The 24,586-nt window shown below is 52.5% G+C and carries 19 protein-coding genes and 1 pseudogene; 14 read left to right on the plus strand and 6 right to left on the minus strand.

The genetic code is table 11. The features are described 5' to 3' along the window. Nucleotides 1–10: 10 nt before the first annotated feature. The 4 genes from RCF31_RS20710 to efeB all read left to right on the plus strand — a co-directional run bounded on the left by RCF31_RS20710 (nucleotide 11) and on the right by efeB (nucleotide 5,490). Nucleotides 11–1,030: an ABC transporter substrate-binding protein gene (locus tag RCF31_RS20710; protein WP_416413674.1), complete on the plus strand. Its 1,020-nt coding sequence runs from the start codon at nucleotides 11–13 to the stop codon at nucleotides 1,028–1,030. A 353-nt stretch (nucleotides 1,031–1,383) separates the two neighbouring features. Beyond that, on the plus strand, nucleotides 1,384–2,976 hold the full coding sequence (efeU, locus tag RCF31_RS20715; RefSeq protein WP_416413675.1) for an iron uptake transporter permease EfeU: 1,593 nt from the start codon (nucleotides 1,384–1,386) through the stop codon (nucleotides 2,974–2,976). A 30-nt stretch (nucleotides 2,977–3,006) separates the two neighbouring features. Further along, complete coding sequence (gene efeO, locus RCF31_RS20720) at nucleotides 3,007–4,221, plus strand: iron uptake system protein EfeO (protein ID WP_299449875.1); 1,215 nt, start codon at nucleotides 3,007–3,009, stop codon at nucleotides 4,219–4,221. A gap of 3 nt (nucleotides 4,222–4,224) precedes the next feature. Next, the gene (gene efeB / locus RCF31_RS20725) at nucleotides 4,225–5,490 is read left to right on the plus strand and encodes an iron uptake transporter deferrochelatase/peroxidase subunit (RefSeq protein WP_299449876.1); all 1,266 of its coding nucleotides are present in this window, start codon (nucleotides 4,225–4,227) and stop codon (nucleotides 5,488–5,490) included. Nucleotides 5,491–5,541: 51 nt separating this feature from the next. Here efeB and RCF31_RS20730 read toward each other — a convergent pair whose 3' ends face one another. Next, nucleotides 5,542–5,847 (minus strand): DUF1471 domain-containing protein, encoded by a 306-nt coding sequence (locus RCF31_RS20730; protein WP_299449877.1) that lies wholly within the window; start codon nucleotides 5,845–5,847, stop codon nucleotides 5,542–5,544. A gap of 542 nt (nucleotides 5,848–6,389) precedes the next feature. Between RCF31_RS20730 and zinT the strand changes: the two genes are divergently transcribed. Beyond that, nucleotides 6,390–7,037 carry a metal-binding protein ZinT gene (gene zinT, locus RCF31_RS20735; RefSeq protein WP_416413676.1) on the plus strand — a complete coding sequence of 216 codons (648 nt, stop codon included), beginning with the start codon at nucleotides 6,390–6,392 and terminating at the stop codon, nucleotides 7,035–7,037. On the opposite strand, the gene RCF31_RS20740 is transcribed toward zinT, so the two are convergent. Then, nucleotides 7,034–7,942, minus strand: a complete 909-nt coding sequence (locus tag RCF31_RS20740) for an alpha/beta hydrolase (RefSeq protein WP_416413677.1) — start codon at nucleotides 7,940–7,942, stop codon at nucleotides 7,034–7,036. The genes zinT and RCF31_RS20740 overlap by 4 nt on opposite strands. A 290-nt stretch (nucleotides 7,943–8,232) precedes the next feature. Here RCF31_RS20740 and RCF31_RS20745 point away from each other — a divergent pair, with 290 nt between their 5' ends. The 9 genes and pseudogenes from RCF31_RS20745 to RCF31_RS20785 all read left to right on the plus strand — a co-directional run bounded on the left by RCF31_RS20745 (nucleotide 8,233) and on the right by RCF31_RS20785 (nucleotide 21,378). Next, entirely contained in the window at nucleotides 8,233–8,799 is a 567-nt protein-coding gene (locus RCF31_RS20745) for a sugar dehydrogenase complex small subunit (RefSeq protein WP_416413678.1), read from the plus strand. 30 nt (nucleotides 8,800–8,829) lie between these two features. Continuing rightward, nucleotides 8,830–10,485, plus strand: a complete 1,656-nt coding sequence (locus RCF31_RS20750; protein ID WP_313688976.1) for a GMC family oxidoreductase — start codon at nucleotides 8,830–8,832, stop codon at nucleotides 10,483–10,485. Further along, a complete protein-coding gene (locus tag RCF31_RS20755) occupies nucleotides 10,482–11,882 on the plus strand; it encodes a c-type cytochrome (protein ID WP_416413679.1) in 1,401 nt (466 codons plus the stop codon). The genes RCF31_RS20750 and RCF31_RS20755 overlap by 4 nt, the downstream gene beginning before the upstream one ends. Nucleotides 11,883–11,971: 89 nt before the next feature. After that, nucleotides 11,972–12,103 (plus strand): annotated as a pseudogene (locus RCF31_RS20760) (LysR family transcriptional regulator); the annotation flags it as partial. A 111-nt stretch (nucleotides 12,104–12,214) separates the two neighbouring features. Next, nucleotides 12,215–12,493, plus strand: a complete 279-nt coding sequence (locus tag RCF31_RS20765; protein WP_416413681.1) for a hypothetical protein — start codon at nucleotides 12,215–12,217, stop codon at nucleotides 12,491–12,493. A 341-nt stretch (nucleotides 12,494–12,834) separates the two neighbouring features. Next, nucleotides 12,835–14,148, plus strand: coding sequence for an MFS transporter (locus RCF31_RS20770; protein ID WP_416413682.1), 1,314 nt, complete (start codon nucleotides 12,835–12,837; stop codon nucleotides 14,146–14,148). 268 nt (nucleotides 14,149–14,416) lie between these two features. After that, nucleotides 14,417–17,467, plus strand: a complete 3,051-nt coding sequence (locus tag RCF31_RS20775) for a hypothetical protein (protein ID WP_416413683.1) — start codon at nucleotides 14,417–14,419, stop codon at nucleotides 17,465–17,467. Between the two features lie 158 nt (nucleotides 17,468–17,625). Continuing rightward, the gene (locus RCF31_RS20780) at nucleotides 17,626–18,741 is read left to right on the plus strand and encodes a metallophosphoesterase (protein WP_416413786.1); all 1,116 of its coding nucleotides are present in this window, start codon (nucleotides 17,626–17,628) and stop codon (nucleotides 18,739–18,741) included. Nucleotides 18,742–19,017: 276 nt separating this feature from the next. Continuing rightward, nucleotides 19,018–21,378 carry a glucose/quinate/shikimate family membrane-bound PQQ-dependent dehydrogenase gene (locus tag RCF31_RS20785; protein WP_416413684.1) on the plus strand — a complete coding sequence of 787 codons (2,361 nt, stop codon included), beginning with the start codon at nucleotides 19,018–19,020 and terminating at the stop codon, nucleotides 21,376–21,378. A gap of 46 nt (nucleotides 21,379–21,424) precedes the next feature. Here the strand turns inward: RCF31_RS20785 and RCF31_RS20790 are convergent, their stop codons facing one another. The 4 genes from RCF31_RS20790 to RCF31_RS20805 form a co-directional block, all read right to left on the minus strand. Continuing rightward, complete coding sequence (locus RCF31_RS20790) at nucleotides 21,425–22,225, minus strand: pyrroline-5-carboxylate reductase family protein (RefSeq protein ID WP_416413685.1); 801 nt, start codon at nucleotides 22,223–22,225, stop codon at nucleotides 21,425–21,427. Beyond that, on the minus strand, nucleotides 22,222–23,406 hold the full coding sequence (locus tag RCF31_RS20795) for a M20 aminoacylase family protein (protein WP_416413686.1): 1,185 nt from the start codon (nucleotides 23,404–23,406) through the stop codon (nucleotides 22,222–22,224). Before RCF31_RS20795 ends, RCF31_RS20790 begins: the two co-directional genes overlap by 4 nt. A 62-nt stretch (nucleotides 23,407–23,468) precedes the next feature. Beyond that, nucleotides 23,469–24,170, minus strand: a complete 702-nt coding sequence (locus tag RCF31_RS20800; protein ID WP_299449891.1) for a GntR family transcriptional regulator — start codon at nucleotides 24,168–24,170, stop codon at nucleotides 23,469–23,471. Between the two features lie 136 nt (nucleotides 24,171–24,306). Then, a complete protein-coding gene (locus RCF31_RS20805; protein WP_299449892.1) occupies nucleotides 24,307–24,543 on the minus strand; it encodes a hypothetical protein in 237 nt (78 codons plus the stop codon). Nucleotides 24,544–24,586 lie beyond the last annotated feature (43 nt).

The following is a 24,586-nucleotide window of genomic DNA, read 5'->3' on the forward strand; positions in this document are numbered from 1 at the left end:
GAATACACCGATGTTGAAACCGATTTGCCGGTTAGCGCTGGCGCTGCCGTTATTGCTGGCCAGCGCCACTGGCCTGGCGCAAACCGTGACTGACGATCGTGGTAACCGGGTGGAAATCACCCATCCGGTTAACCATATTGCGGATGCCTGGTTTGCCCATCATTCGTTGCTGATGACGCTGGGGGCGGGTGACCGCATTGTCGCGACGGTAAACCATCCGGCAGATCGGCCGTGGATGTTTAAGGTTCAGCCGTCACTGAACCAGGCTTTACAGGCGCATGGTAAAACCTTCGCCAGTGAAGCGCTGGTGGCGCGCCATGTAGATGCGGTCTTTGTCCCGGCCAATGATCCGGATGCCCAGTCCTACCGCCTGGCGGGCATTCCGGTGCTGGAAATGCAGTTTGATGACTTCGACTCGATGAAGCGTTCTCTCACCACCACGGCAGCGGTGATAGGCACGCCTGAGGCGCAGGCACGAGCTGTGGCCTATAACCAGTATCTGGATCAGCAAATCGCCAGCATTCAGGCGAAAACTCAGGGATTGACCAACAGCCAGCGCCCGACTGTGCTGCATATTCAGTCGCTCCATCCATTGAAAGTGGATGGCCGCAACACGCTGATTGATACCTGGATCAACCTTGCTGGTGGGCGCAATGTGGCGGCGGGGATTGATGGCAATATGAAGCCTATTTCTCCGGAGGATGTTATTCGCTGGAACCCGGACGTGATTATCATAGGTGCTGGTGCGGGCAATCTGGCGGATTCTGATTACGCGGGCCTTTTCAATAGCGTGAAGGCGGTGCGGAACCATCGTGTCTGGCAGAATCCGGCGGGCGTATTCCCGTGGGACCGTTATGGTACAGAGGTTGCGTTGCAGATTCAGTGGGCCACCGCGAAGCTCCACCCGGAACTGTTTCCCGCACTGAACATCAATGAGGCGACGCGACGTTTTTATCGCCAGTTTTATCAGTATCCGCTAAGTGCTGCCGAGGCTGAGCGGATATTGCAGGCGCTGCCGCCAGCCTCCTGATAAATAAAATCCCTGTCATATCAATCTGTTTCCTTTACATATCTCTACAATCGCAAAATAACCTCTGCCGGCTGGTGAACAACCCAGCTGGCAAAATTTCACAGGTGTGTATTTTTAATACAGAAAACCGCCAAACAAGAGCCCCCTGATTAATCAGGGGCTTCCTTAAGGTTAACTTAATGTTGTGATGTTCGTCACGATGGTTTGCCAGATAATATCTGGCGAACCAGAGATCAAATAGTGTTTTTCCTTTTTTTACTTCGTCGCTGTTGGGGAATATTTATTATTTTTATGTGTAGTGATACTAATAATTATTATCATTACGCTTTTAGCGACTATCTGGAGCACTCTACTTGCTGGCGACGTTCATTATCGCATTGCGCGAAGGTCTTGAAGCTGCATTAATCGTAGGTATTATCGCCGCTTTCTTACGCAAAAATGGCAAACCACTGACTGCCATGTGGGTGGGCGTGGTATGTGCTGTCATTCTTTCCCTTGCTGTCGGTTTTGTACTGAACCTGACTGAGAATGCCTTACCGCAGGCACGTCAGGAGATGATGGAATCCATTATCGGCCTGGTTGCGGTGTTCTTTGTTACTGGCATGGTGATGTGGATGAACTCCCATGCTCACAACCTGAAGCGTCAGCTTGAAACCGAAGCTGCAGAGGCGATCACCCGTTCCAGTGCGATGGCGCTGGCAAGCATGGCCTTTTTGTCGGTGCTGAAAGAAGGGTTCGAGACCAGCGTCTTCTTACTGGCAACCTTTTCTGCCTCGCAATCGGCAATCTGGGCGGCGGTGGGTGCGGTTCTGGGCTTGCTGGTGGCGATTCTGGTGGGATGGGGCATTTATGCCGGTGGGATTCGTATCAATCTTTCCCGCTTCTTCCGTTTTACGGGTCTGTTCCTGATTCTGGTTGCCGCCGGATTAATCATCTCCGCCTTACGCAGCGCCCATGAAGCGGGCTGGCTGAATGCGGGGCAGCAGCGCGTTGCTGACCTCACCTGGCTGGTGACGCCGGGTACGATTCAGTCTGCACTGATCACCGGCGTGCTCGGTATCCCGGCCGATCCCCGACTGGTGGAGTTTGCTGGCTGGCTGATTTACATCGTCGCAGTTGCGGCATTGATCTACTGGCCAGCACACCTGCGACCGGCACCCAAACGTGCGGCGCAATTCACCGCCGTGACCGGAGCAGGCCTGGCGCTCACCGCTCTGCTGCTGTTCCTGGTTTATCCGGCACCGAATGCCGATATCCCTGATGAAATTCCGCTGGTGAGTCGCACTTCGCAGCAAACCGTGGGCCATATCAGTAGCCAGCCTGCTACAGGCAAACCCCAGTTTGCCGTTACCCTTGAGGGGCTACCTGCCGCAGCGCTGACGGTGCCTGATGATCAGTTAAGCAAAGTCACCACTTCGGGTAAGCAGGAGTGGCAGGCAGATTACAGCTATGAGCCAGCCGATGCCAGCTCGCCACTGACACTGGACCAGGTGATGGAAGCCTATGGCAACCGCATTCCGGTGGGATTAAGCCCGGCGCAGCATCCCGGCCCGTATCAGGCGAAATGGACAGTGAATTGCAGCGTGGATGCCACCATGCTGCGTGGCGTGGTGGTGACCGCCGAATCGCACTCATCAACCTATATCACGTTATCCGGCAGTGGCCTGCAATCGCCCCGTACCATCAGCGCCCGCGCCCGCAATGCAGAAGCGGGCTGTGACTGGCAGATCAGCCCGGCGTTTTCACAGGATATCGAGCAGCGCCTGCGTGATGCGGTGGCTGCGCAGGATGTCTACCACTTCTGGGCCGTTATTTTACCTTCGCTTTTTGCCATTCTGGCCTTCACCTGCTTTTTCTCAGCCAGTCGTCAGTTCAGACGGCTAAAAGGTGATCGCGCCCGAGGACGCAGCAAACAGGGACTGCTGGACAGTTCAACTCACCAATGACATTGCCTGAAAAACAAACAGGAAGGCACGATGAAGACAAAACCGTTCACCAAAAAATACGCGCTCATTGCGGCAGGGATTTCCGCGGCTCTGCTGCTTTCGGTTGATGCGCAGGCCGCAACGCAGGCACCTGTGAAAAACGGTGTTTCGCAGGTCAATATCACCATGACCAGTGAAGGCGATGGCACCTGCCATATCGACCACACCACTGCGAAAGCGGGCCCGGTCACCTTTACCGTCGTGAACAAAACTGCGACGTCACTGACTGAGCTGGAGTTGCTGAGCGACAACCGTATTCTGGGTGAAAAAGAAAACCTGGCACCGGGCCTGCCAGCGGTGAAATTCACCCTGACGCTGGACGGTGGCACTTATCAGATTTATTGCCCCGGCGCGAAGCAGGAGCTGACTAACTTCACCGTGACGGGCAAGAGTGCGGCGGCACCATCAGGTAGCGCGGCGACCTTACTTAACGAAGGGGCGAAAGGTTATGGCGCTTATGTCAGTGGCGTGGTCGATGCCATGGTGGTGGCGGTCGATCGTTTGAAGGCGGATATCGATGCGGGCGACCTGGAAAAAGCCAAAGCTGACTACGCCAAAGCGCGTCCCTTCTATGAACGTATCGAATCTGATGTCAGTGGTTTCGTGTTGCCGGGCTTTAAAGCCACCGATAATGCGGGCAACCTCGACTATCTGATCGATATGCGCGCGTCTAACCTCGATCCGAAAGTGGGCTGGCACGGTTTCCATGCGATTGAACGCGACCTGTTTGAGAAAGGCGCTATCACTGCCGAAACGAAGCAAACTGCGGCGGAACTGCAGGCCAATGTCGGCAAACTGGACAAACTGATCAAATCCATCAACTTCAAACCGGAAGACCTGGCGAACGGCGCCGCGGATCTGCTGGAAGAAGTGCAAAGCACCAAAATCAGCGGGGAAGAAGAAGCGTTCAGCCATCTTGATCTGATCGATTTCGCCGGTGATATCGAGGGTGCCGAGCAGGCATTTGCCTTCCTGAAACCGGGTCTGGAAAAAATCGATCCCGACCTGACCAAACGCGTGAGCGAGCAGTTTGCTGCCGTGCATGCGTTACTGGAAACCTACCGCGATCCAGCGATTCCGGGGGGGTACAAATACTACACCGCCGAGCTGAAAGCTTCCGATGGCGCAAAACTGAGCCGTGCGGTGCAGGCGTTGCAGGAACCTTTATCAAAAATCGCTGAAAAAGTCGCAACCAGCGGAAAATAATCGATGAGCGATAAGTCAAAACCGGCCAGGGAGGCCGGTAATTTCACCCGACGCGATTTGCTGAAAGGGGCGGTGGCCAGTGCGCTGGCTGTTCCGGCCATCAGTGTAGCGCATGGACAGAATGAAGCGATCCACAACCCTGAGGATCGTGTTGATCTTTCTCGTGAGCATGCTTTTTATGGCACTGCGGGTCAGGCGGGCATTGAGACGCCACCGCAGCGTCATATTATGTTTATGACCTTTGATTTAACCTCGCACAATCCGCGTGATTTGCAGGTTTTGCTGGCACGCTGGTCATCCGCCATTGCGCAAATGATGCGTGGTGAAACCATTGGTCAGGTAGAACCGACTCGCACCAGCGGCGTGGGCAATGATACCGGCGAAGCGATGGATCTGGGACCCGCCTCGTTGACCGTCACCGTGGGCCTGGGGCCGCGTATTTTCAGCGAAGCGATGGGGCTGGCGGATAAAAAGCCTGCGCTGATGCGTGAGTTGATTCAGCTGCCAAGCGACAACTTCAGCCCGGAACTGACTGGCGGTGATCTCTCCATTCAGGCTTGTGCGGATGACCCTCAGGTGGCTTACCATGCGGTACGCAACCTGGCACGTATCGCCAAATCGACAGGGACAGCGGCCACACGCTGGTCGGTATTGGGCTTTGGTCGTGCCTCGGCCGGGAAAGGGCAATCCACGCCGCGTAACCTGTTTGGTTTCAAAGACGGCACGCGCAATATCACCGAAAAAACCGATTTTAACCGCCATGTGTGGATCAAAGATGATGGCCCGGCCTGGCAGCAGCAGGGTACCTACCAGGTGGTGCGGAAGATTCGCATGCACATTGAAAACTGGGATACCGACCGCGTCAGCGATCAAAACAATGTATTTGGACGCCATAAGCTTTCTGGCGCGCCGCTCAGCGGGCACAAAGAGTTTGATCAGCCTGATTTTGCAGTGAAAGATCAAAGCGGAGAACTCGTTATTCCGGCAACGGCGCATATCAGCCTGGCCGCGCATGAGAATAACAAGGGAATTCGGATACTTCGTCGTTCCTACAATTATACCGATGGTCTTAATAACCTTGGCTTGCTGGATGCGGGGCTGCTGTTTATCAGTTATCAGAATGATCCGGCGCACTTTGAAACATTACAGGCCAAACTGGGCGCGGCAGATGCGCTGAATGAATATATTTCACATATTGGTTCCGGCATTTTCTTTATTCCACCGGCACCGGCTGAAGGTTCCTATATTGGCGCTGAATTATTCAGCTAAATAACGACACATCGCCAGGAGAAGCGTACCTGGCGATGTGTCTCACGCGCGTTAGCCATATGCCACTTTGTCATTGATGTGATACAGCGTTGCGGTGGCCGCCATCACATGCTGACCATCATTGCCGGGTTTATGGGAATCCACATTGGTGATGTGATAACCCACTGCACCGGCTTCCAGGGCCTTTTTCACAAAGGCGTCGTTGAGTTCTTCCATTGATGTCACCCAGCTCACGCTGGTCACGCCTACGGGGTGGATCGACGCAATTTCACGGTGAGATAATCCTGAGCGGACCAGTACCGGGTTAATTGTCTTCTCGGTAAAAATGGAAATGATGTCATTCACTAATGCTTTCATATCTGACTCCTCAAACGCTACTGTTAAGCCAGTTATACGTATGGTATCGGGTTGTTGTCGTTTAATCTTCGTTGATAAAAATCGACGGTTGCGCACGGCAGGTAATCACCACCGTTAGGAATAATAAATACCTTTTAGCCGGATGACTTTTAGCTTTAACTGCTAATTAACACGCAAGCAACCTTCTGCCACAACTCAATTAACTTTGTGCGAATATTTTTTCATTTGATTACAATTAGCGGTGGCGACAGCGCCCAATAACATCACTTCGCACCATATTATAAATAAGTTGTTAAGCATTGGTTTAATGTGGGTTTGCCTGATGAGAAGTATGTAAATATTTCTCCATGCCACATCATAATAAACATTCTCTACGTCCGATTAGCCCAAAATGAATTTGGGCTTTTTTTTAGGCCCTGCCTGTTATGTGGCGCTTTTTACCCGCCTTTTCCTCAGCCTGCAGGATATGTCGGAGCAAACTTTGCGTTACAAATTGTTATGATATAACATTTCCATTTTGACCAATGGAGAGTGCAGTTGTGATGGGTAAATTTAAAAAAATAGCGTTATCTCTGGGACTTATGACCATCAGCGTTCAGGCGTTTTCACATGGCGATCATGCGCATGGTAAACCCCTGACGCAAAAGGAGCAGCAGGCGGCGGACGGAGTGTTTGCTGATCATGACGTGCAGGACAGAACTTTATCGGACTGGGAAGGGGTGTGGCAGTCGGTTTACCCTTTACTGCTTAATGGCGACCTCGACCCGGTGCTGCGCAAAAAAGTGGAGAAGGGCAACAGCAAAACCTTCGCCCAGATCAAAGAGTATTACCGCAAAGGCTATGCCACCAACGTAGATACCATTGGTATTGAAAATGGGGTGATGGAGTTCCATATCGGCGATCAATCCAGTTCCTGCCATTACGCCTATGACGGGCACAAAATTCTGACCTATGCCTCGGGCAAGAAAGGCGTGCGTTATCTGTTTAGCTGCCAGGATGCCACCAGCCACGCCCCCAAATTTGTTCAGTTCAGCGATCACATCATCGGCCCACGTCAGTCGTCCCATTTTCATATTTTTATGGGCAACACCTCACAGGAGGCGTTGCTGAAGGAAATGGACAACTGGCCGACTTACTATCCGTGGCAGATGCAAAAGGCTGAAGTGGTGGACGAGATGTTGCACCACTAAACCAGGCGCGATAGCCACTTTTCATACAGGCCCGGCCACGCCACGGTAGGGGTGCCGGGCCGTCCCATACCAAAGCCATGCCCGCCCCGGCTGTAACGATGTAACTCAACGGCAACGTGCTGTTGTTCACAGGCGTGTTCCATGATCAGGGTGTTTTCAGGGTTTGATACCGGGTCATCCTCTGCCTGTACCAGAAAAAAAGGCGGTGACTGGGGACGCACATAATTTTGCACTGACCAGGCGGCGTTCTCGGTGGCGGAGGCATGCGGGCCAACCAGAATCCGGTGCGTGGAAGTATGGGTGTAAGGCTGCTCCAGCGTGATGATGGGATAAATCAGTGCAGCCCGGTCAGCAGTGGCTGGCAACTGGTCGATGTCATCCTGTGGGGCATAAGAAGGATAATCAGAGCGGGTTGCGGCCAGCCCGAGAAGATGGCCGCCCGCCGAAAAGCCCAAGACGCTGACCTGTTTTTCGCGTTGCCGCACCATCCGCAGCGCTCGTTGCGCATCCTGCAGTGAAACCCTGTTGCCATCTTTCCATCCTTCACCCGGCAGACGATAGCTGAGTACATAGGCAGTGATACCCCGGGCCACCAGCCACTCAGCGGCAGGCCACGCTTCTTTACCCATCTCAATTCGTTTATAGCCACCGCCCGCAGCAATCAGCACGGCCTGACCACGCGGAACCGCGGGCCTGATCATCGTCAGGGTGGGCAGGGCGATATTGCGCTGAGCACCCGTTGCGGAAATGATCAGGTTGCCAGTCGGCCCGCCACCGCCGGGCGGTTCCCCCTGCCACAGGGGAATGACCGCACGTGAAACTGTCGGTGCGGCGAAAGCCAACCGGGTATGCCCCGCAACGAAAACGCTGGCAGCAAGCCCGGTCAGAAAGTGGCGACGATCCATAGCAACTCCTTGTTAATGCGCTAAACCTCTATCCCGCCATACAATCCGGGAGAAAAGATGAAGTATTCAGCCCGCTGTGTAACAAAATGAATCGCGGATTGATTATGGTGCTTATTTGTTACTCATTCGTTGCTTGTTAATTAATCGATTTCACAATGGGTTATCATTTAGTGCTATTCCCCCTGAGAATATGAGGTGTTTTATAAAAACCTGATAACAGTTTTGAAACTTAACCGGTAGGATGTTACCCGTAACTTTATTGTTCCTTTCGCATTAACATCAGGTAACCCATGAAACGACAAATTCCAACTGAAACCGTTTCTGTAACCAAAAATGGAACCGGTTCCACTCGCAGGGAATTTCTCTTTGCGACCCTTGGTTTGACGCTCACCGGCGCGGTCGCCACCCTGCCGGGCAGGGCTTTCGCCGCCAGCGTCCTCAGTGCCAGCGTTGCAGTAAAGCAGTTCATCAGCATCTCCCAGGCCATCACCGAACATAAGCATCTGGATACTGTGCTGGCCGCGCGTTTTTTTCAGGCATTCAGTCAACGTGATGCGCAGTTTGGCCCGCGTCTGACCCAGCTGGCGCGGCTGCTGCAACCCGGCATGAGCGCGCAGCAGTTGCTGGATCAGGCCGATAAAGCCGGTCTGCACGATTTCCTCTACCAAATCGTTACCGCCTGGTACACCGGTACGGTGGGGAATGACTACCACGGCACCCTGGTCGCTTATAAACAGGCGCTGATGTATCAAACCGTCAGCGATGGCCTGATCGTGCCGACTTATTGTGGTAACGGTCCGATCTGGTGGACCGCACCGATTCCGGATGAGCACAGCAGTCTGATTGACTCGCTATAAATTTCCCTTTCATAAAAAACGACGAAAATCATGAAAAAACCGATTTTTTCTGCGCAGGGTGATGCTGCAGCAGACATTGTTATTGTTGGCTCCGGCGTGGTGGGTGGCTTGATGGCGAATGAGCTGGTCAGCCAGGGCTATTCCGTACTGGTACTGGAAGCAGGTTTACGTATTGATCGTGCGCAGGCAGTAGAAAACTGGCGCAACATGCCATTTGCTAACCGTGCTGGCTCTGATTTTCAGGGGTTATATCCGCAATCGAAATTTGCCCCGGCACCGCTCTACTTCCCACCGAATAATTATGTGAATGTTACCGGTCCGGATGCTGGCAGCTTTCAGCAGGGTTACCTGCGCACCGTTGGCGGCACCACCTGGCACTGGGCGGCATCGTGCTGGCGTCATCACCCCAGCGATTTTGTGATGCAGTCAAAATATGGCGTGGGTCGCGACTGGCCCATCAGCTATGACGAGTTGGAACCCTGGTATTGCCGTGCGGAAAGCGAAATTGGCGTGGCAGGTCCGAACAATGTGGCGATGCAATCGCCGTCGGAGCGTAGCCAGCCTTACCCGATGGATATGGTGCCTTTCGCCCACGGTGATAATTATTTTGCCAGCGTGGTTAACCCGCATGGTTACAACCTGGTACCCATCCCCCAGGGACGCAGCACGCGCCCGTGGCAGGGGCGTCCTACCTGTTGTGGGAACAATAACTGCCAACCCATTTGCCCGATCGGCGCGATGTACAACGGTATCCACCATATCGAACGTGCGGAGCGTGCCGGTGCCGTGGTGCTGGCCGAAGCCGTGGTTTACAAAATTGATACCGACGGTAATAACCGCGTGACAGCCGTGCACTGGAAAGACAGCTCTGGCGCGTCACATAAAGCCACCGGCAAAGCGTTTGCGCTGGCCTGCAACGGTATTGAAACGCCACGTCTGCTGCTGATGGCGGCGAACGGCGGCAACCCGAATGGTATTGCCAATGGTTCGGATATGGTGGGACGCAACATGATGGACCACTCCGGCTTCCATTGCTCATTCCTGACCGAAGAACCGGTGTGGCTGGGTCGTGGCCCGGCACAAAGTAGCTGCATGGTGGGCTATCGTGATGGCGACTTCCGCCGCGATTATTCTGCTAACAAAATGATTCTTAACAATATCTCACGCGTAGTTGCTGCGACGCAGCAGGCGCTGAAGAAAGGGCTGGTCGGGAAAGCGCTGGATGAGGAAATCCGTTACCGCTCGATCCACAGTGTCGATATTTCTATCAGTCTCGAACCGCTGCCAGACCCGGAAAACCGTCTGACCTTAAGCAAAACCCGCAACGACCCGCATGGCCTGCCTTGCCCGGATATCTATTACGATGTCGGCGATTACGTGCGTAAAGGCGCTGAAGTTTCCCACGCCCAGCTGGAACATATCGGTCAGCTGTTTAATGGCAAGGAGTTCGCCATCAGTAAAGGACTGAATGCCAACAACCATATTATGGGTGGCGTGATCATGGGTAAAAGCGGCAAAGACGCGGTGGTGGATGGTAACTGCCGGGCATTTGATCACGAAAACCTGTGGCTGCCGGGTGGCGGGGCGATCCCTTCCGCAAGCGTGGTCAACAGTACCCTGACGATGGCGGCGCTGGGCCTGAAAGCGGCACAGGATATCGCCCAGCGGATGAGGACAATGGCATGAAAACGCTCATTGTCACTGGCTTTGCGGCTTTGGTCACCTTTGGCGCGCAGGCTGATTCCCTTGATACCAACCTGCTGAAGCAGGGTGAACAGGTTGCCATTGCGTCAGACTGCCAGGCCTGCCATACCGCGCCGGGCAGTAAAACCGCGTTCAGCGGAGGTTATGGTATTGCTTCACCGATGGGGGTGATTTATGCCACCAACATCACGCCAGCCAAAAGTGGTATCGGCGACTATACCGAAGCCCAGTTTTCGGCTGCGGTCCGACATGGCGTACGGGCTGATGGCGCACAGTTGTACCCGGCGATGCCTTATACCTCCTACAGCATGATGACCGATGCGGATCTGCACGCCCTGTATTATTACCTGATGCACGGTGTACCCGCTGTCGAGCAACATAATCCGCAGACGGATCTGCCATTTCCGTTCAGCCTGCGTTTTAGCATGCGTTTCTGGAACATGATGTTTGCTAACGACAAAATGTGGCAAAACGATGGCAGCAAAAGTGCGGAGTGGAATCGGGGTAACTACCTGGTTAACGGCCTGGCGCACTGTAATACCTGCCATACGCCACGTGGTTTCCTGATGCAGGAGCAACAGGATCGTCCGCTGGCTGGCGGACCGCTCGGTAGCTGGTATGCGCCGAATATCACCTCAGACCCGGTGAGCGGTATCGGTGGCTGGAGTGATGATGAGCTGGTGCAGTACCTGAAAACCGGTCGTGCCGCGGGTAAAAATCAGGCGGCAGGCGGGATGGCAGAAGCGGTTGAGCATAGCCTGCAATATCTGCCGGATAGCGATCTGCACGCCATTGCGGTTTACCTGAAAGGCACGGCACCGATTCGTGATGAGGGTGAAACGCAACCGGCCTACAGCTGGGGCGCACCGATGGATATCGAAAATAGCGTACGTGGTCGCAACCCCAACAACGCCAATCTCTCCCTGACCAATGGCGAGGCGCTATTTAGCGGCAATTGCGCCAGTTGCCATCAGCCGGATGGCTCGGGCAGCGCCAATCAGGCTTATCCATCGTTGTTCCACAATACCGCCACGGGCATGCGCAATCCGAACAACCTGATTGCCGCGATTCTGTTTGGCGTGCAACGCGATACCGCCGATCACCAGGTGCTGATGCCAGGCTTTAGCTCACCGTCGTATGTTGATAAGTTGAACGATCAGCAGGTGGCGGATATCAGTAACTTTGTGCTGAAAAACTACGGCAATCCGAATGTGACCGTCACTGCCGGAGATGTTGCCTGGGTTCGTAAAGGTGGCCATCCGCCACTGCTTGCGCGCCTGCAACCGCTGATGATGCCAGCCATCATCGGGGGGATTATCCTGGTGCTGGCGATTATCGGCATCATTTGTCTGCTGCGACGAAAAGCGAAAGCGCAGTAATCATGCGACAGGCCAGGCTAATACCCTGGCCTTTTTTATGATTGCATGTTTTTATCCCGGCACTGGATAAAGAGGAATTACGCACGCTTATGTGGAAAACAGATCATCTCGGCAGCATCACCGCCTTCGTTACCACGGCGCAATTAGGTAGCTTCACGGCGGCGGCTGAACGGCTGGGATTAACCAAATCAGCGGTGGGTAAAAGCGTCAGTCGCCTTGAATTGCCGATAAAACCACACGCACCAAATAAAATAAGCATCGCGCTGATGGCATTGTTATGCAGCTGCGTAATGTTTGACAGATAATCGGCGACATAACTGAAGCTGGAAAACATGGCGGCGAATATTGACGTCACGGTGGCGATGGTGAGCCACAATTTGCCGTTACGTAATACCGATAATTGGTTGGCGAACGATACTTTCTGTGTTGCGGGCACAATAATCGCAATTTCTGTGGTTATCACGCCAAATACGGCGACAGAGAGAGCCAGTAAAAGCAATGTGCTTTTATTTTGCATAGAACACCCTTACGAAAAAATCGCTAATGAAATAAAGGGAAAGCGGAATATGGAACCTGACCTTTCCGGGGTGGATATCATCCTTAACTTTTAGCCGCGGGGAAACAGGCCTCTGGATGTTACTGAGGAGACATAAATTCAACTATCGAAGGGTGTTGATGAGCAAATACAACATTGTTGTTACAACCTGATGTTACAACTCCTGTGATAGAGCGCTGATTCTGCGTGTGAAAGGCAGCCGGAACGCGTGCTGTCAGGTTGTTTTATTTTGTTCCCGCCTCTCGCCAGACGTTTAACCACGCGCTTTCCACCGCCACATCACGCTGTGTGTAACAGCTTTCCTTAACACGATTTGCAGTGATTCAGATCGCAAAAATAATATCCAGACTCTCTTTAATAGATAGCAGAACAACGAATCTACACGAAGGGGGCATTATGCAGGACCGTATTCCCGGAACACGTTGGTATCGCGTTATTGCGCCGATTTTGATCGTTTGCATCGTCTCCTTCATGGATCGCGTCAATATCAGCTTTGCGCTGCCTGGTGGTATGGATCAGGACCTGGCAATCACCAGCCAAATGGCAGGTATCGTCAGCGGTATTTTCTTTATCGGTTATCTGTTTTTGCAGGTACCGGGTGGCCGGACGGCGGTGAACGGCAGCGGTAAACGTTTTATCGCCTGGTCGCTGGTTGCCTGGACGCTGGTCTCCATCGCTACCGGTTTTGTCACCAACCACTATCAATTGCTGGCGTTACGCTTTGTACTGGGCGTATCGGAAGGGGGGATGTTACCCGTGGTCTTAACCATGGTGAGTAACTGGTTCCCCGAGAAAGAGCTGGGTCGTGCCAATGCTTTCGTGATGATGTTTGCTCCGCTAGGCGGCATGTTTACCGCACCGATCTCCGGCTACATCATCAATGTACTGGACTGGCGCTGGCTGTTTATTATTGAAGGCTTGTTATCGGCGGTGATCCTGCTGATCTGGTGGCTGGTGGTCAGCGACCGTCCAGAAGAAGCGCGCTGGCTGCCTGAGAAGGAAAAAGCCTGGCTGCTCAGTGAGCTAGGACGTGAACGTGCGGCGGTGCGTGCCGTCGCGTCAGTGACCAAAGCCCCTTTAAAAGCGGTGTTTCGTAACCGGGGCCTGATGAAGCTGGTGGCACTGAATTTCTTCTATCAAACCGGGGATTACGGTTACACCCTGTGGTTGCCGAGTATTCTGAAAAACCTGACCGGATCGAATATGGCGGGGATTGGTTTGCTGGCGGCCTTGCCGTTTGTCGCGACCATTGCGGGTATTTACGCGATTTCATGGTTAAGCGACCGTACTGGCAAACGTCGTCTGTGGGTGATGGTGTCGTTGTTCTGCTTTGCGGCGGCGCTGCTGGCTTCGGTGATCCTGCACAGTAACGTGGTGGCGTCCTACATCGCGCTGGTGGTGTGTGGTTTCTTCCTGAAGGCTGCGACCAGCCCGTTCTGGTCAATTCCTGGCCGCATTGCCGCGCCGGAAGTTGCGGGCAGCGCGCGCGGGGTGATCAATGGCCTCGGTAACCTGGGGGGCTTCTGCGGTCCGTACCTGGTCGGCATCATGACCATGCTTTATGGACAGAATGTCGCGGTATGCTGGCTGGCGGGTTCACTGGTGGTAGCCGGTCTGCTGACCACCACGCTGCCCAAAGCCTGTGACCTGAAACCTTCAGAAGGGTTGGGGGATATGCAGCAGGACAACCTGGCGACGTATAAACATTAACGTCATATTCTGAAGCGGCGCGAATTATCACGCGCCACAATTGCGTTCGCATAAGGGGATGCTTTCCCCTTCCATAAACATGATATCGCGCAACCAGCACCGCGAAGTTGTTATTGATGATGGTTAATTGACATAAATCAATAAATTAAACATTTTGTCGGTATTGCTTTGTTTATTTCCGATAGAAAAAGAGTAAAAACAGAATCTCAATCAGGAGGGGTGGGATAATGTTTTTATGATTTTATTAAACGATTGCCAGGGAGAGATAATGCGATCAACCGACCTCAACTTAAATAATACCAGTCTTAATTTTACTCAGTTGTATGATGCTAAAAATAATCATCGTACATTGAACGAAAATAAAGATGTAAAGATTCTGAATTACCAGGAGCACCCTTTACTTATGGATGCTGAAGAGAAACTGGCGGAATCCAAATGGGACAGAGATATCAGGCAACTGGTGCTCGATATCGTCAGGGAAGAAAGTGGCAAGCCCGATGCAGAAAGCTATGATGCTTTGTTGAATGCTAACGTAAGTAAAAATGATTTTATCAGATTAATTCTTGCCAATAAAAATGGGGAGAGCATTTCAAAGGATAATAATAGCCACCTTCTTTCCAAAATAGAAAAAAAGGATGTTAGCAATTTTAAAGACAAAATCGCCGGTATGGTTAAAGCGTCCCCGGAAAGGACCGAGTTATTATTAAAAAATGGCACCTATGGGTTAGCTCAACAACTGCAGGCCGATAGATGGGATGCTCAATGTTGCGACAAGGCAATGAAATTAGTCAATGCTATGTGGGATGGCTGCCTGACAGATACAGTATCTGACAAAGAATTCCCACTGAACGCGGTTAATAATGCTAATTTACAGGAGCATATTAACAATCACTTTTCAAAGCCAAAAGATAGACATACTTCACCGACGATAGAAAAAAATCAATTTTTGCGATTACTTCTTGCCGCCAAAAAACAGCAGGTGACTTCATCACCGAGTCCGGCAGAAATTCAGGAATTACAGAGCACGATTGAAAAAGAACTGGCTGAACGCCCATTGACAAGCCAGCAAGCGCTAGTCCCGGAACATAATCCCTTCGCCAACACGGAGAAAATCACTTTTGATCGGGTTGAGAACGGGCGAAGTTTATCGGATATGACGCTGGTTCAGAAGGCAACATTGGGCCTCTATGCATCAAATGCTTTAAAGGACATCGCTCCACCAACGTTATCCAAACCTGAGAGGAGGTTTAAGGACCCCAAAGCTGGGAAGACGGGGCTGGTTAAGACAGCAGATAAAGATAAAACCCCCTTTACCAAAATGCCCGGCACCTGTAAGGCGGACTACTCAAATAAAACTATCAAAACAGATAACACGATTAACACAGATAACTCTGTCAAGACGGATAACACAATAGCTAAGTCAGTTCAGACCATTTTAACCACGGCTGCTGCAACTATGCTTGCCGGCCCTAAAGCTGGACTGGCCGCATTCGCAGTCTCAATGGCCGCCCCCACTGAGGAGGCGATGATTAATATCCATACAAAGGCCCGGCATGAACAAATAGAAAAAGAAACGAAATTAAAAGAGGACATGCTAAAAAGCATTGAGGATAATGTCGATATTGATATTGCAGATCAGCCTGGTGATATGATGAGAAGCGCGCTTCTGCAGGCCTATAGATGGGCCCCTTTCCTGAAGAATGCCGAAGAGCGTATTGATAATGACCGTATCATAGCAGATGTCATTCCAAGTACGTTTCCTGCACTTTACCTTAAAGCAAAAATTCTTGGAGAAAAAATCGAAAAAGGATTTACCCCAATCGATATTGCCAGTGGTTTGGCGAAGAAATTTATTGAAGAAAATAGAGACACTTTCTTAAATATTGTAGGATGGGGTGGTGACCTTACCTGGCCAGCTGATTATCCGGGGTATTTAAGAACTGCTATGGAAGATGGGGATATTCTAAAAATTATCGAAGATAAAGTAGATGCGGCGTTAAAGGATCCTAAAAACATACGAAAAATCAAGGAATCGTTGAGAGGTACGGCTGACGTAATGGCGGATATATATAATATCACGCACCCTAATAGTCCGGTAGGAAAACTGACCAGGGCGGATCTTGACAATGTCCAACAGCTCGTTTTCCAGGGAACTACGCTGTCAAATCTCTTCCTGCATAAAGGTTATATATTTAGTATTAATCCTGGTTTTGAGCCTGTAAACCTTAACAGGTTAATGAGTTCACTATTCACACCAATGCCAAAAGAACTCAGAGATGAAATTGACCTGGGCCTTTCCTTTAGAAACAGAGTCGAGTATAATCGCAAAGATAAAGTCCTGATCCCCAATAAAGCTGACGAAATTACCAGAAGGATACAGGGTTTGATTCCTGGTAAACTAAGTGGCAAGGTCGAAAATATTCTGTCAAAACCCGCCATTGATAATGTTGACAGTGATTTCGATTTCGCCACCTGGACGCGTTGGGAGTCCAACATCTTTCGTGGGGCAGAAACATTAAAGGCTGTGTTAGCGCTTTTCCCGATATGGGGACCTGCAATGAAAATAACACCACTGGTCAACTATGGTATAAGTTTATTGGGTTGTTCACCTTCAATAATAAAATCAGTTATTGAAGATAACCCAGAAAAACAAAAGAAACATATCACAGATGCTCTGTTTGCGCTGGGTACCAATGCTTTTGCTGGTTCAGCATCAACGCTTAATGCGCCAGCGATAAAGAATCTGGCAGCAAAGGCGGCGCAGGCAATATCTAAATATCCTCAGGGTAAAGTGGATGTGATAGCGAAATTTATGAAAGCTGCAGGTGTACTTACCGGAAATAAGGCAAGTGGAGGAATAAAAAACGTGGCTGATTTCTGGAATTCACTCAACCAGGGTCAAAAAATGTTGATGGCAAGGGTCTTAGGGAATAGTGGGAAATTATTCAACGATAAACTCGCTAAACTTTTTGCTAATGAAAATAAAGGCACCACGGCAGCCACTGAGCCCACGGCAGCCTCCAGCACTCAGAATTCACAAACAACACGGCAGACACAAGGAGTGAGTGCCAGCTCGGCATCGCAAACGACTGAGGCTAATGCCCAACCGAAGCAGTACTACGTCAGTATAAAAGGTGAGAGTATATGGGATATCGCCCTTAAATTTGAGAGTGAATACGAGAATGCTGCTCGGGCCTTTTGGGAGACGAACAGGGACACACTTCCGGGTGCACCATTTATTACTGAGGAACTCCCGGAATTCACACCGGTTGAAATGCCGGATTACAACAAGTTTGGCAAAAAGGCACCCGCTCAGTAGTATTATTTATCAATAAGTTAACCACTACCACGGCACAACCTCAGGTTGTGCCCTGCCCATAATCCACTGGATGATTCCGCCAGTTTTGAAAAGCCACTGACATTTTTTTAGCCGATAATGGCGAACTAAAACTTGTTAAAATTCCAGGGAATATCATGATGTTTCACCTGATTTTCAGCATACCTGGCTGGTATGTTATCGCGCGTTTTATTGCTCCCCTGGCCCTGCCAATCGGAGTGAAGATTCTGTTCTCCGCCGTGGTGTTGCTTGCTACTCAGTATCTGTTTTTCAGTCGTTTTACCTCCGGCAGCATCATGTCGCCGGAAATGCCGCGTCCGGTGATTATCCTGTTCAACTGGGCATTCTGTGCGGTGCTGTTTCTCGCGATGCTCCAGGTGGTCATCGATGCGGTGGGGCTGATTGCGCTGCTGGTCGGGCATCCGCTGGTCATTTCCCCCGAGGTACGCTATCTGGCTGGCGGGATCGCCATGTTGCTGGCCGCTGTGGGTGTGCATCAGGCGATACGCGTCCCACCGGTGAAAGATGTGGTTTTCAACATTAAGAACCTGCCTGCTGAGTTTGAAGGTTATCAGTTGTTGCAGCTGACGGACTTACACATCAGCAAACTGTTCAATGGAAAATGGACAGCGAAGATGGTGGAGAAGGCGATGGCGCTTGACGTTGATCTGATTGTCGTCACGGGTGATGTGATTGATGGCACCCTGAATAACCGGCGCAATGATGTTGCGCCATTGCAGGGTCTGAGTGCGCCTGATGGTGTGTTTGCCATCACCGGCAACCACGAATATTTCTTTGAACAGGCGCGCTGGACGGAACACCTGGCCTCGCTGGGGCTGAACCCCTTGCTTAACAGCCATACGGTAGTGACACGAGATGATGCCAGCCTGGTGATTGTCGGGGTGACGGATGCGTCAGCGCCAGGCCGGGGTGCGCCGGGGCCGGATTTGGCACGTGCACTGTCGGGTGCACCGCTCAATGCGCCAGTGGTGTTGTTGGACCATCAACCCCGCAATGCCCGTCAGAATGCGGCGCAGGGCGCAGATGTGCAGCTTTCCGGGCATACACACGGCGGCTTAATTGCTGGCTTCGATCGCCTGTTCGCCAAACCGAATGGCGGGTTTGTTTCCGGCCTTTATGCCGTAGAAGGTATGCAGCTTTACGTGAATAACGGCACTGCGTTGTGGCCGGGCATGGCAGTGCGTTTAGGACGTCCTTCTGAACTGACGCGCATTACGCTGAAAAGAGCAAACTGAGTGATGGGGCGCGGAGCCCCATCACTACTTCGCGCGATAAATCGCGCCGCTACGAGTGATATCGTTTCCACCGAAGCTCCATTTCATCAAATCCCCCATATTGACAACTTCAATTCAGAAAGAAGGAATAACAATTAATTATCTGATAAATATGTTTATTTTAAATATTTGGAAGGAATTCGCGCGGAATTATAATGTAAATATCTTGTGATAACGTTTACACTAATGATGTAAATTATTTACAGTTGTCACGTTTTTTCCTTCAAGGTTAATAAAATGTCACGGGCATCCCGAATTTTAAATTTGTTAACACTCATCTTTTCAGTGCTTTGTGCTGCATGGTTGCTGATTGGTGGTGTCTGGTTGCTGTCGCTGGGCGGCAGTGCTTATTACCTGATTAGCGGTCTGGCAATGGCGGCGTTTAGCTGGCTGTTGCTGAAGAAAAAGCGCAGCGCGCTCTATCTTTACGCCGCGATTCTGTTGCTGACCGCTATCTGGGCCTGGCATGAAGCCGGGAGCGATTACTGGACGCTGGTTCCGCGTCTGGATATCTGGGTGTTGTTGGGTATCTGGTTGATCCTGCCTTTCAGCTATCGTCAATTCTCCACCACTAACAAAAAGCCGCTCGGTGCGATGCTGGTCGCCTTGCTGGCTAACGTGGCGTTGCTGGCGGGTTCTGCGCTGCACGATCCGCAGGAAATCAACGGCGAACTGCCGCTGACCGATAAAGCACCGGCTGCTTCTACGGTTCCGGCGGAAGACTGGACTGCGTATGGCCGTACCCAGGAAGGGGTGCGCTATTCACCGCTGCAACAGATCAACGAGCATAACGTTAAAGATTTGCAGGTGGCCTGGCAGTTTGAGACCGGCGATCACAAAACAGCCAATGACCCGGGTGAGATCACTAACGAAGTGACGCCGCTGAAAGTCGGCAACATGCTGTATCTCTGCACCCCACATCAGATCCTGATTGCTCTGGATGCGGCGAGCGGCAAAGAGAAATGGCGCTTTGATCCCAAACTGAAATCGGATCCGACCTTCCAGCACATTACCTGCCGTGGTGTCTCTTATCATGAAATGCCGACCGCAGCCGAAGGCAGCACCAGCCAGCCTGCCAGCTGTGCTCGCCGTATCTTTCTGCCAGTGGATGATGGTCGTCTGTTCGCGCTCGACGCGCAAACCGGCGAGCGTTGCCAGACTTTCGCTAATCATGGCGAACTGAATCTGCAACATCAGCAGCCGAATGCCTATCCGGGTGGTTACGAGCCGACATCTCCGCCGATCGTGACGGATAATATGGTGATTGTGGCGGGTTCGGTGACTGACAACCTGTCCACGCGCGAGCCTTCGGGTGTGATCCGTGGTTTTGATATCAACAGTGGCAAACTGGTGTGGGCCTTCGATCCGGGCGCGAAAGATCCGAATGCGCTGCCAGCGGATGGCGCAACCTTTACCGCCAACTCACCGAACTCCTGGGCTCCGGCAGCCTATGATGCCAAACGTGACATCATCTATCTGCCGATGGGCGTATCCACGCCAGATATCTGGGGTGGCAATCGCACCGCCGACCAGGAACGTTTCGCCAGTGGGTTGTTAGCCCTGCATGCCTCCACCGGTAAACTGGCCTGGTTCTATCAGACCGTACACCACGATCTGTGGGATATGGATTTGCCTTCACAGCCGACGCTGGCGGATATCACCGACAAAGACGGCAACACCGTTCCGGTGGTGTATGTCCCGGCTAAAACCGGCAACATTTTTGTTCTGAACCGCGAAACCGGCAAGCCAGTGGTCCCGGCCCCGGAAACTCCGGTTCCGCAAGGTCCGGCCAAAGGTGATCACCTCAATCCAACCCAGCCATTCTCTGAGCTGACATTCCGTCCGCAGCAGAAATTGCAGGGCAAGGATATGTGGGGTGCCACCATGTTCGATCAGCTGGTGTGCCGCGTGATGTTCCATCGCCTGCGCTACGAAGGGCCGTTTACGCCGCCTTCTGAGCAGGGCACGCTGGTATTCCCGGGTGACTTCGGCATGTTTGAGTGGGGCGGTATTGCGGTGGATACCGATCGTCAGATTGCCATTGCCAACCCGATGGCAATGCCGTTTATCTCCAAACTGATTCCGCGTGGTCCGGGCAACCCGATTGAGCCGGGTGCCGATGGGGCTGCGGGCTCCGGTTCTGAATCAGGTGTGCAGCATATGTACGGCGTGCCTTATGGTGTGGAACTGAATCCGTTCCTGTCATCGTTCGGCCTGCCATGCCTGCAACCTTCATGGGGCTTTGTTTCCGCGATCAACTTACAGAATCATCAGATCGTCTGGAAAAAACGTATTGGTACGGTGCGTGATAGCGCTCCGGTGCCGTTACCGTTCAAAATGGGCGTGCCGATGTTAGGCGGTCCGGTCACCACTGCCGGTAACGTGTTCTTCGTGGCGGGTACGCTGGATAACTACTTGCGCGCCTATAGCGTCCGTGATGGTCAGTTGCTGTGGCAGGCTCGTCTGCCTGCGGGTGGTCAGGCAACGCCGATGACCTATGCGGTCGATGGCAAGCAGTATGTGGTAATCATGGCAGGTGGGCACGGTTCATTCGGCACCAAACTGGGCGATTACGTTATCGCTTATAAGCTGCCGTAAACCTAATCGCCTTCGTTAATCACGCCCCCGTCGGGGGCGTTTTCGCTTAGTTTCCGGATAATTCGGTGGTTCTGCGCAATGCCGCCAGCACGCTTTGCTGTAATCCGGCAGCAAAATCACTTTTGTTCAGTTCAAATATGCCGTTGATACCGACGCCGCCCGGGGAATTGTTGATATCCATCAGCTGGCGCGGGTGGCACTGTTTCAGCTTCAGCATCTCCACTGCGCCGATAAGATTTTCGTACACCGCCTGGGTGGATTGCGTGCGCGTCAATCCCGCCAGTACGCCCGCATCCGCTAACGATTCAATAAAGTAATAAACGTAGTTCACCCCGGCCACGGCAAAGGCGGTGAAGGCATCAATCAGACGTTCCTCCAGCAGCATTACCTTGCCAAAACTCTCGAGGAACGGCAGCAACGGGCCGCGCTCAACCTGTTGATTAAACGCCACACCACTGAAGCCCAGCCCGGTATCGGTGAGGGTATTGGGGATAATGCGCGCGATAGGACGCGTGGCTCCCAGCAGCACCGCCAGTTTCTCCAGTGTCACCCCGGCGATGATAGAGATCACGGTGGTATTCGGGGCGGCATACTGATTAATCTGCGCGGCAACCGCTGCCAGATCATCCTGGGGGCGGATGCCCAGCACAATGTAGTCCGCGCTGGCCAGCGCTGCGGGTTCCGGCAGGGTGCTGGTGAGTTGATAACGCGTCTGGAGCAGTGCAATACGCGCTGGATCGATGTCCGAAAGGGTGACACGGTTGGCAGATAATGTGTGACGTTGTAACGCTGCGCGGATAATGGCTTCTGCCATCTGTCCGGCACCAAAGAAGTGGATGTGGCTCATCGGGGCATCTCCTGGTCAGAAAAACGCGAAGGTAATGACCGTTCCACCAGTGACACCCACAAGCCGATACCAGGGGCGATCAGGTCATCATTGAAATCGTAATCCGGGCTGTGCAGCGAAGCGGACGGTCTCGTGCCGTCAGCGCCGAGCCATAAATAGGCTCCGGGGCAGGCCTGCAACAGATAAGCAAAATCCTCAGCCGCCATTGAGGGACGTGGATTGTCATGCACACAGGTGATAGCTGGCGTCGCGAGGGCGGCCTGGCGCAATGCGTCAGCCTGGCTGGCATGGTTTTGGGTGACCGGGTATCCATAGGCCCACTCGACGCTCCCCGTGACACCCAGGGCCTGCGGGACAGTGCGGGCATAGTCGTCAATCAGCTGCCAGCAACGCTCGCGCGTCGCGGTGCTCAGGCAGCGCAGCGTGCCAGCCAATGTCAGGCGATCCGGGATGACGTTAATAGCTTCCCCGGCGTGAATCTGCGTCACGCTGATAACACATTGCTCCAGCGGCGACAGGCGGCGTGCGGCGATGGTCTGTAACGCCAGCACCAGCTGCGAGGCGGCGATAATCGGGTCAGCGCCCCGTTCCGGCATGGCAGCATGACAGCCTTTACCCTGTAGCGTGATGGTGAAGTTATCCTGCGATGCCATCATTACCCCGGGACTGATGGCGCATTCACCCAGCGGCAGGCCGGGCCAGTTATGCAGTGCAAATACCGACTGCATCGGAAAACGGCTGAATAAACCGTCTTCAATCATCAGGCGGCCACCTCCGGCATTCTCTTCTGCGGGCTGGAAAATAAAACAGACGGTGCCGCTAAACTGGCGCGTTTGCGCTAAATGACGCGCGGCCCCGAGCAGGATAGCGCTGTGTCCATCATGGCCGCAGGCGTGCATCGCTCCTGCATGGAGCGATTGCCAGTCACAGCCAGTGCGTTCCTGCATTGGCAGCGCATCAATATCTGCGCGTAGCCCGATAGTGGGACCTGGCCCGTTGTGCAGGACCGCCACCATACCGGTCCCGGCAATACCACGATGGACTTCCAGACCAAACCCGCTTAATAACTCAGCGATCTTTTCTGATGTTTTGATTTCCTGTAAACCAATTTCCGGGATGCGATGCAATTCCCGCCGCCAGTCAATCGCCTGACGGATCAGCTCCTGAGAAATATCTCCCATAGCGCCCCGCAATATGATAGGTAATAACATGGCGGTGTGAATAACCGCCGCTAATTAATGCTTCAAAGACTTAAATATATCCGCGCCAGGCCTTCTTTGGTCACCGCCACAGCATGCTCTGAACTCAGGGAAATATGTTGTTCCATTAAGCGGACGCCTTTATCAATATCACGGGCGCGCAGGGCGGCAATAATTTCCACATGTTCATCGTAAGCGTTATTGCGGCGTACCGGGGCTTCCAGATCGATACGACGGAAGAAGCGGCTGAGGGAGTTTAAACTCTCCAGCATCTCGTATAGCCGGGTATTGCGGGCGATACGGGCAATCTCCATATGAAACAGCTCATCCACCTGGGCAATGCGCGCCCAGTAGTCGGCATCCTGCAACTCGGGGGGATGAAGGGTGACGTTTTCCCAGATGGCGGTAGTACGCGCAATATCTTCATCGCTGGCGCGCAGGCAGGCAAAGCGAAAGGTGGATTGCTCAATCACCATGCGCACTTCATACAGTTCACGCACACCGTCTGGCGTCAGATCGCGCGAGTAAAAACCCCGGTTCGGTACAAAGTTCATAAAACCTTCCTGCGCCAGACGGTTCAGCGCCTCGCGCACCGGGGTGCGGGAAACCCCCAGCTCCGCCGCCAGCTCGACTTCATTGACACGTTCGCCAGGACGAAACTGGTAGTCAATTGCCAGCAGCTTAACCTTCTCGTACACCTTTTCTACGCTGTCGGCACTGCGGATTTTCTTTTTTGCGATGACCAATGCTGTCCCCTTAATTCCCTGCTGCATCGTGACTACCGCAGCGCTATTTTTAAATTGTTAGCACAGTCCCGGGGCGCAACTCAACAAATAAATGCATACACTTCTGCGTGCATCCTCTCGGGCAATCCCGCTTTATTTAAGACGCCATGCTTATGTTTATTTGCACCATGAAATGACAGCGCTGCACCAAAATAGACTTAAGTGTATTCACTTGTGCATTACGATAAATCCTGCCTGATTGGTTTTTTAATCCCGTGATCGTTTGCCAGGTAAAATTATTTCTGCGGTCACTGGCGTTGTATTTGTTGAGTATTTTCTCACCAGCGGCAGAAACCCGCTGCTTCTTCATGCCTGCCATTGTGGCGTATGGCACAGCCCTTGCTTAATACACAAGTGTATGCACTTCTGCATCGACT

This window comes from Pantoea sp. App145, assembly GCF_047947045.1.
Taxonomy (GTDB): Bacteria; Pseudomonadota; Gammaproteobacteria; order Enterobacterales; family Enterobacteriaceae; genus Pantoea.

Excerpts from the sequence above, each read along its gene's own strand:
- RCF31_RS20710 (WP_416413674.1), top strand. The coding sequence starts at position 11 with ATGTTGAAACCGATTTGCCGGTTAGCGCTGGCGCTGCCGTTATTGCTG.
- efeO (WP_299449875.1), top strand. The coding sequence starts at position 3,007 with ATGAAGACAAAACCGTTCACCAAAAAATACGCGCTCATTGCGGCAGGG.
- efeB (WP_299449876.1), top strand. The coding sequence starts at position 4,225 with ATGAGCGATAAGTCAAAACCGGCCAGGGAGGCCGGTAATTTCACCCGA.
- RCF31_RS20730 (WP_299449877.1), bottom strand. The coding sequence starts at position 5,847 with ATGAAAGCATTAGTGAATGACATCATTTCCATTTTTACCGAGAAGACA.
- zinT (WP_416413676.1), top strand. The coding sequence starts at position 6,390 with ATGGGTAAATTTAAAAAAATAGCGTTATCTCTGGGACTTATGACCATC.
- RCF31_RS20740 (WP_416413677.1), bottom strand. The coding sequence starts at position 7,942 with ATGGATCGTCGCCACTTTCTGACCGGGCTTGCTGCCAGCGTTTTCGTT.
- RCF31_RS20745 (WP_416413678.1), top strand. The coding sequence starts at position 8,233 with ATGAAACGACAAATTCCAACTGAAACCGTTTCTGTAACCAAAAATGGA.
- RCF31_RS20750 (WP_313688976.1), top strand. The coding sequence starts at position 8,830 with ATGAAAAAACCGATTTTTTCTGCGCAGGGTGATGCTGCAGCAGACATT.
- RCF31_RS20755 (WP_416413679.1), top strand. The coding sequence starts at position 10,482 with ATGAAAACGCTCATTGTCACTGGCTTTGCGGCTTTGGTCACCTTTGGC.
- RCF31_RS20765 (WP_416413681.1), top strand. The coding sequence starts at position 12,215 with ATGGCGGCGAATATTGACGTCACGGTGGCGATGGTGAGCCACAATTTG.
- RCF31_RS20770 (WP_416413682.1), top strand. The coding sequence starts at position 12,835 with ATGCAGGACCGTATTCCCGGAACACGTTGGTATCGCGTTATTGCGCCG.
- RCF31_RS20775 (WP_416413683.1), top strand. The coding sequence starts at position 14,417 with ATGCGATCAACCGACCTCAACTTAAATAATACCAGTCTTAATTTTACT.
- RCF31_RS20780 (WP_416413786.1), top strand. The coding sequence starts at position 17,626 with ATGTTTCACCTGATTTTCAGCATACCTGGCTGGTATGTTATCGCGCGT.
- RCF31_RS20785 (WP_416413684.1), top strand. The coding sequence starts at position 19,018 with ATGTCACGGGCATCCCGAATTTTAAATTTGTTAACACTCATCTTTTCA.
- RCF31_RS20790 (WP_416413685.1), bottom strand. The coding sequence starts at position 22,225 with ATGAGCCACATCCACTTCTTTGGTGCCGGACAGATGGCAGAAGCCATT.
- RCF31_RS20795 (WP_416413686.1), bottom strand. The coding sequence starts at position 23,406 with ATGGGAGATATTTCTCAGGAGCTGATCCGTCAGGCGATTGACTGGCGG.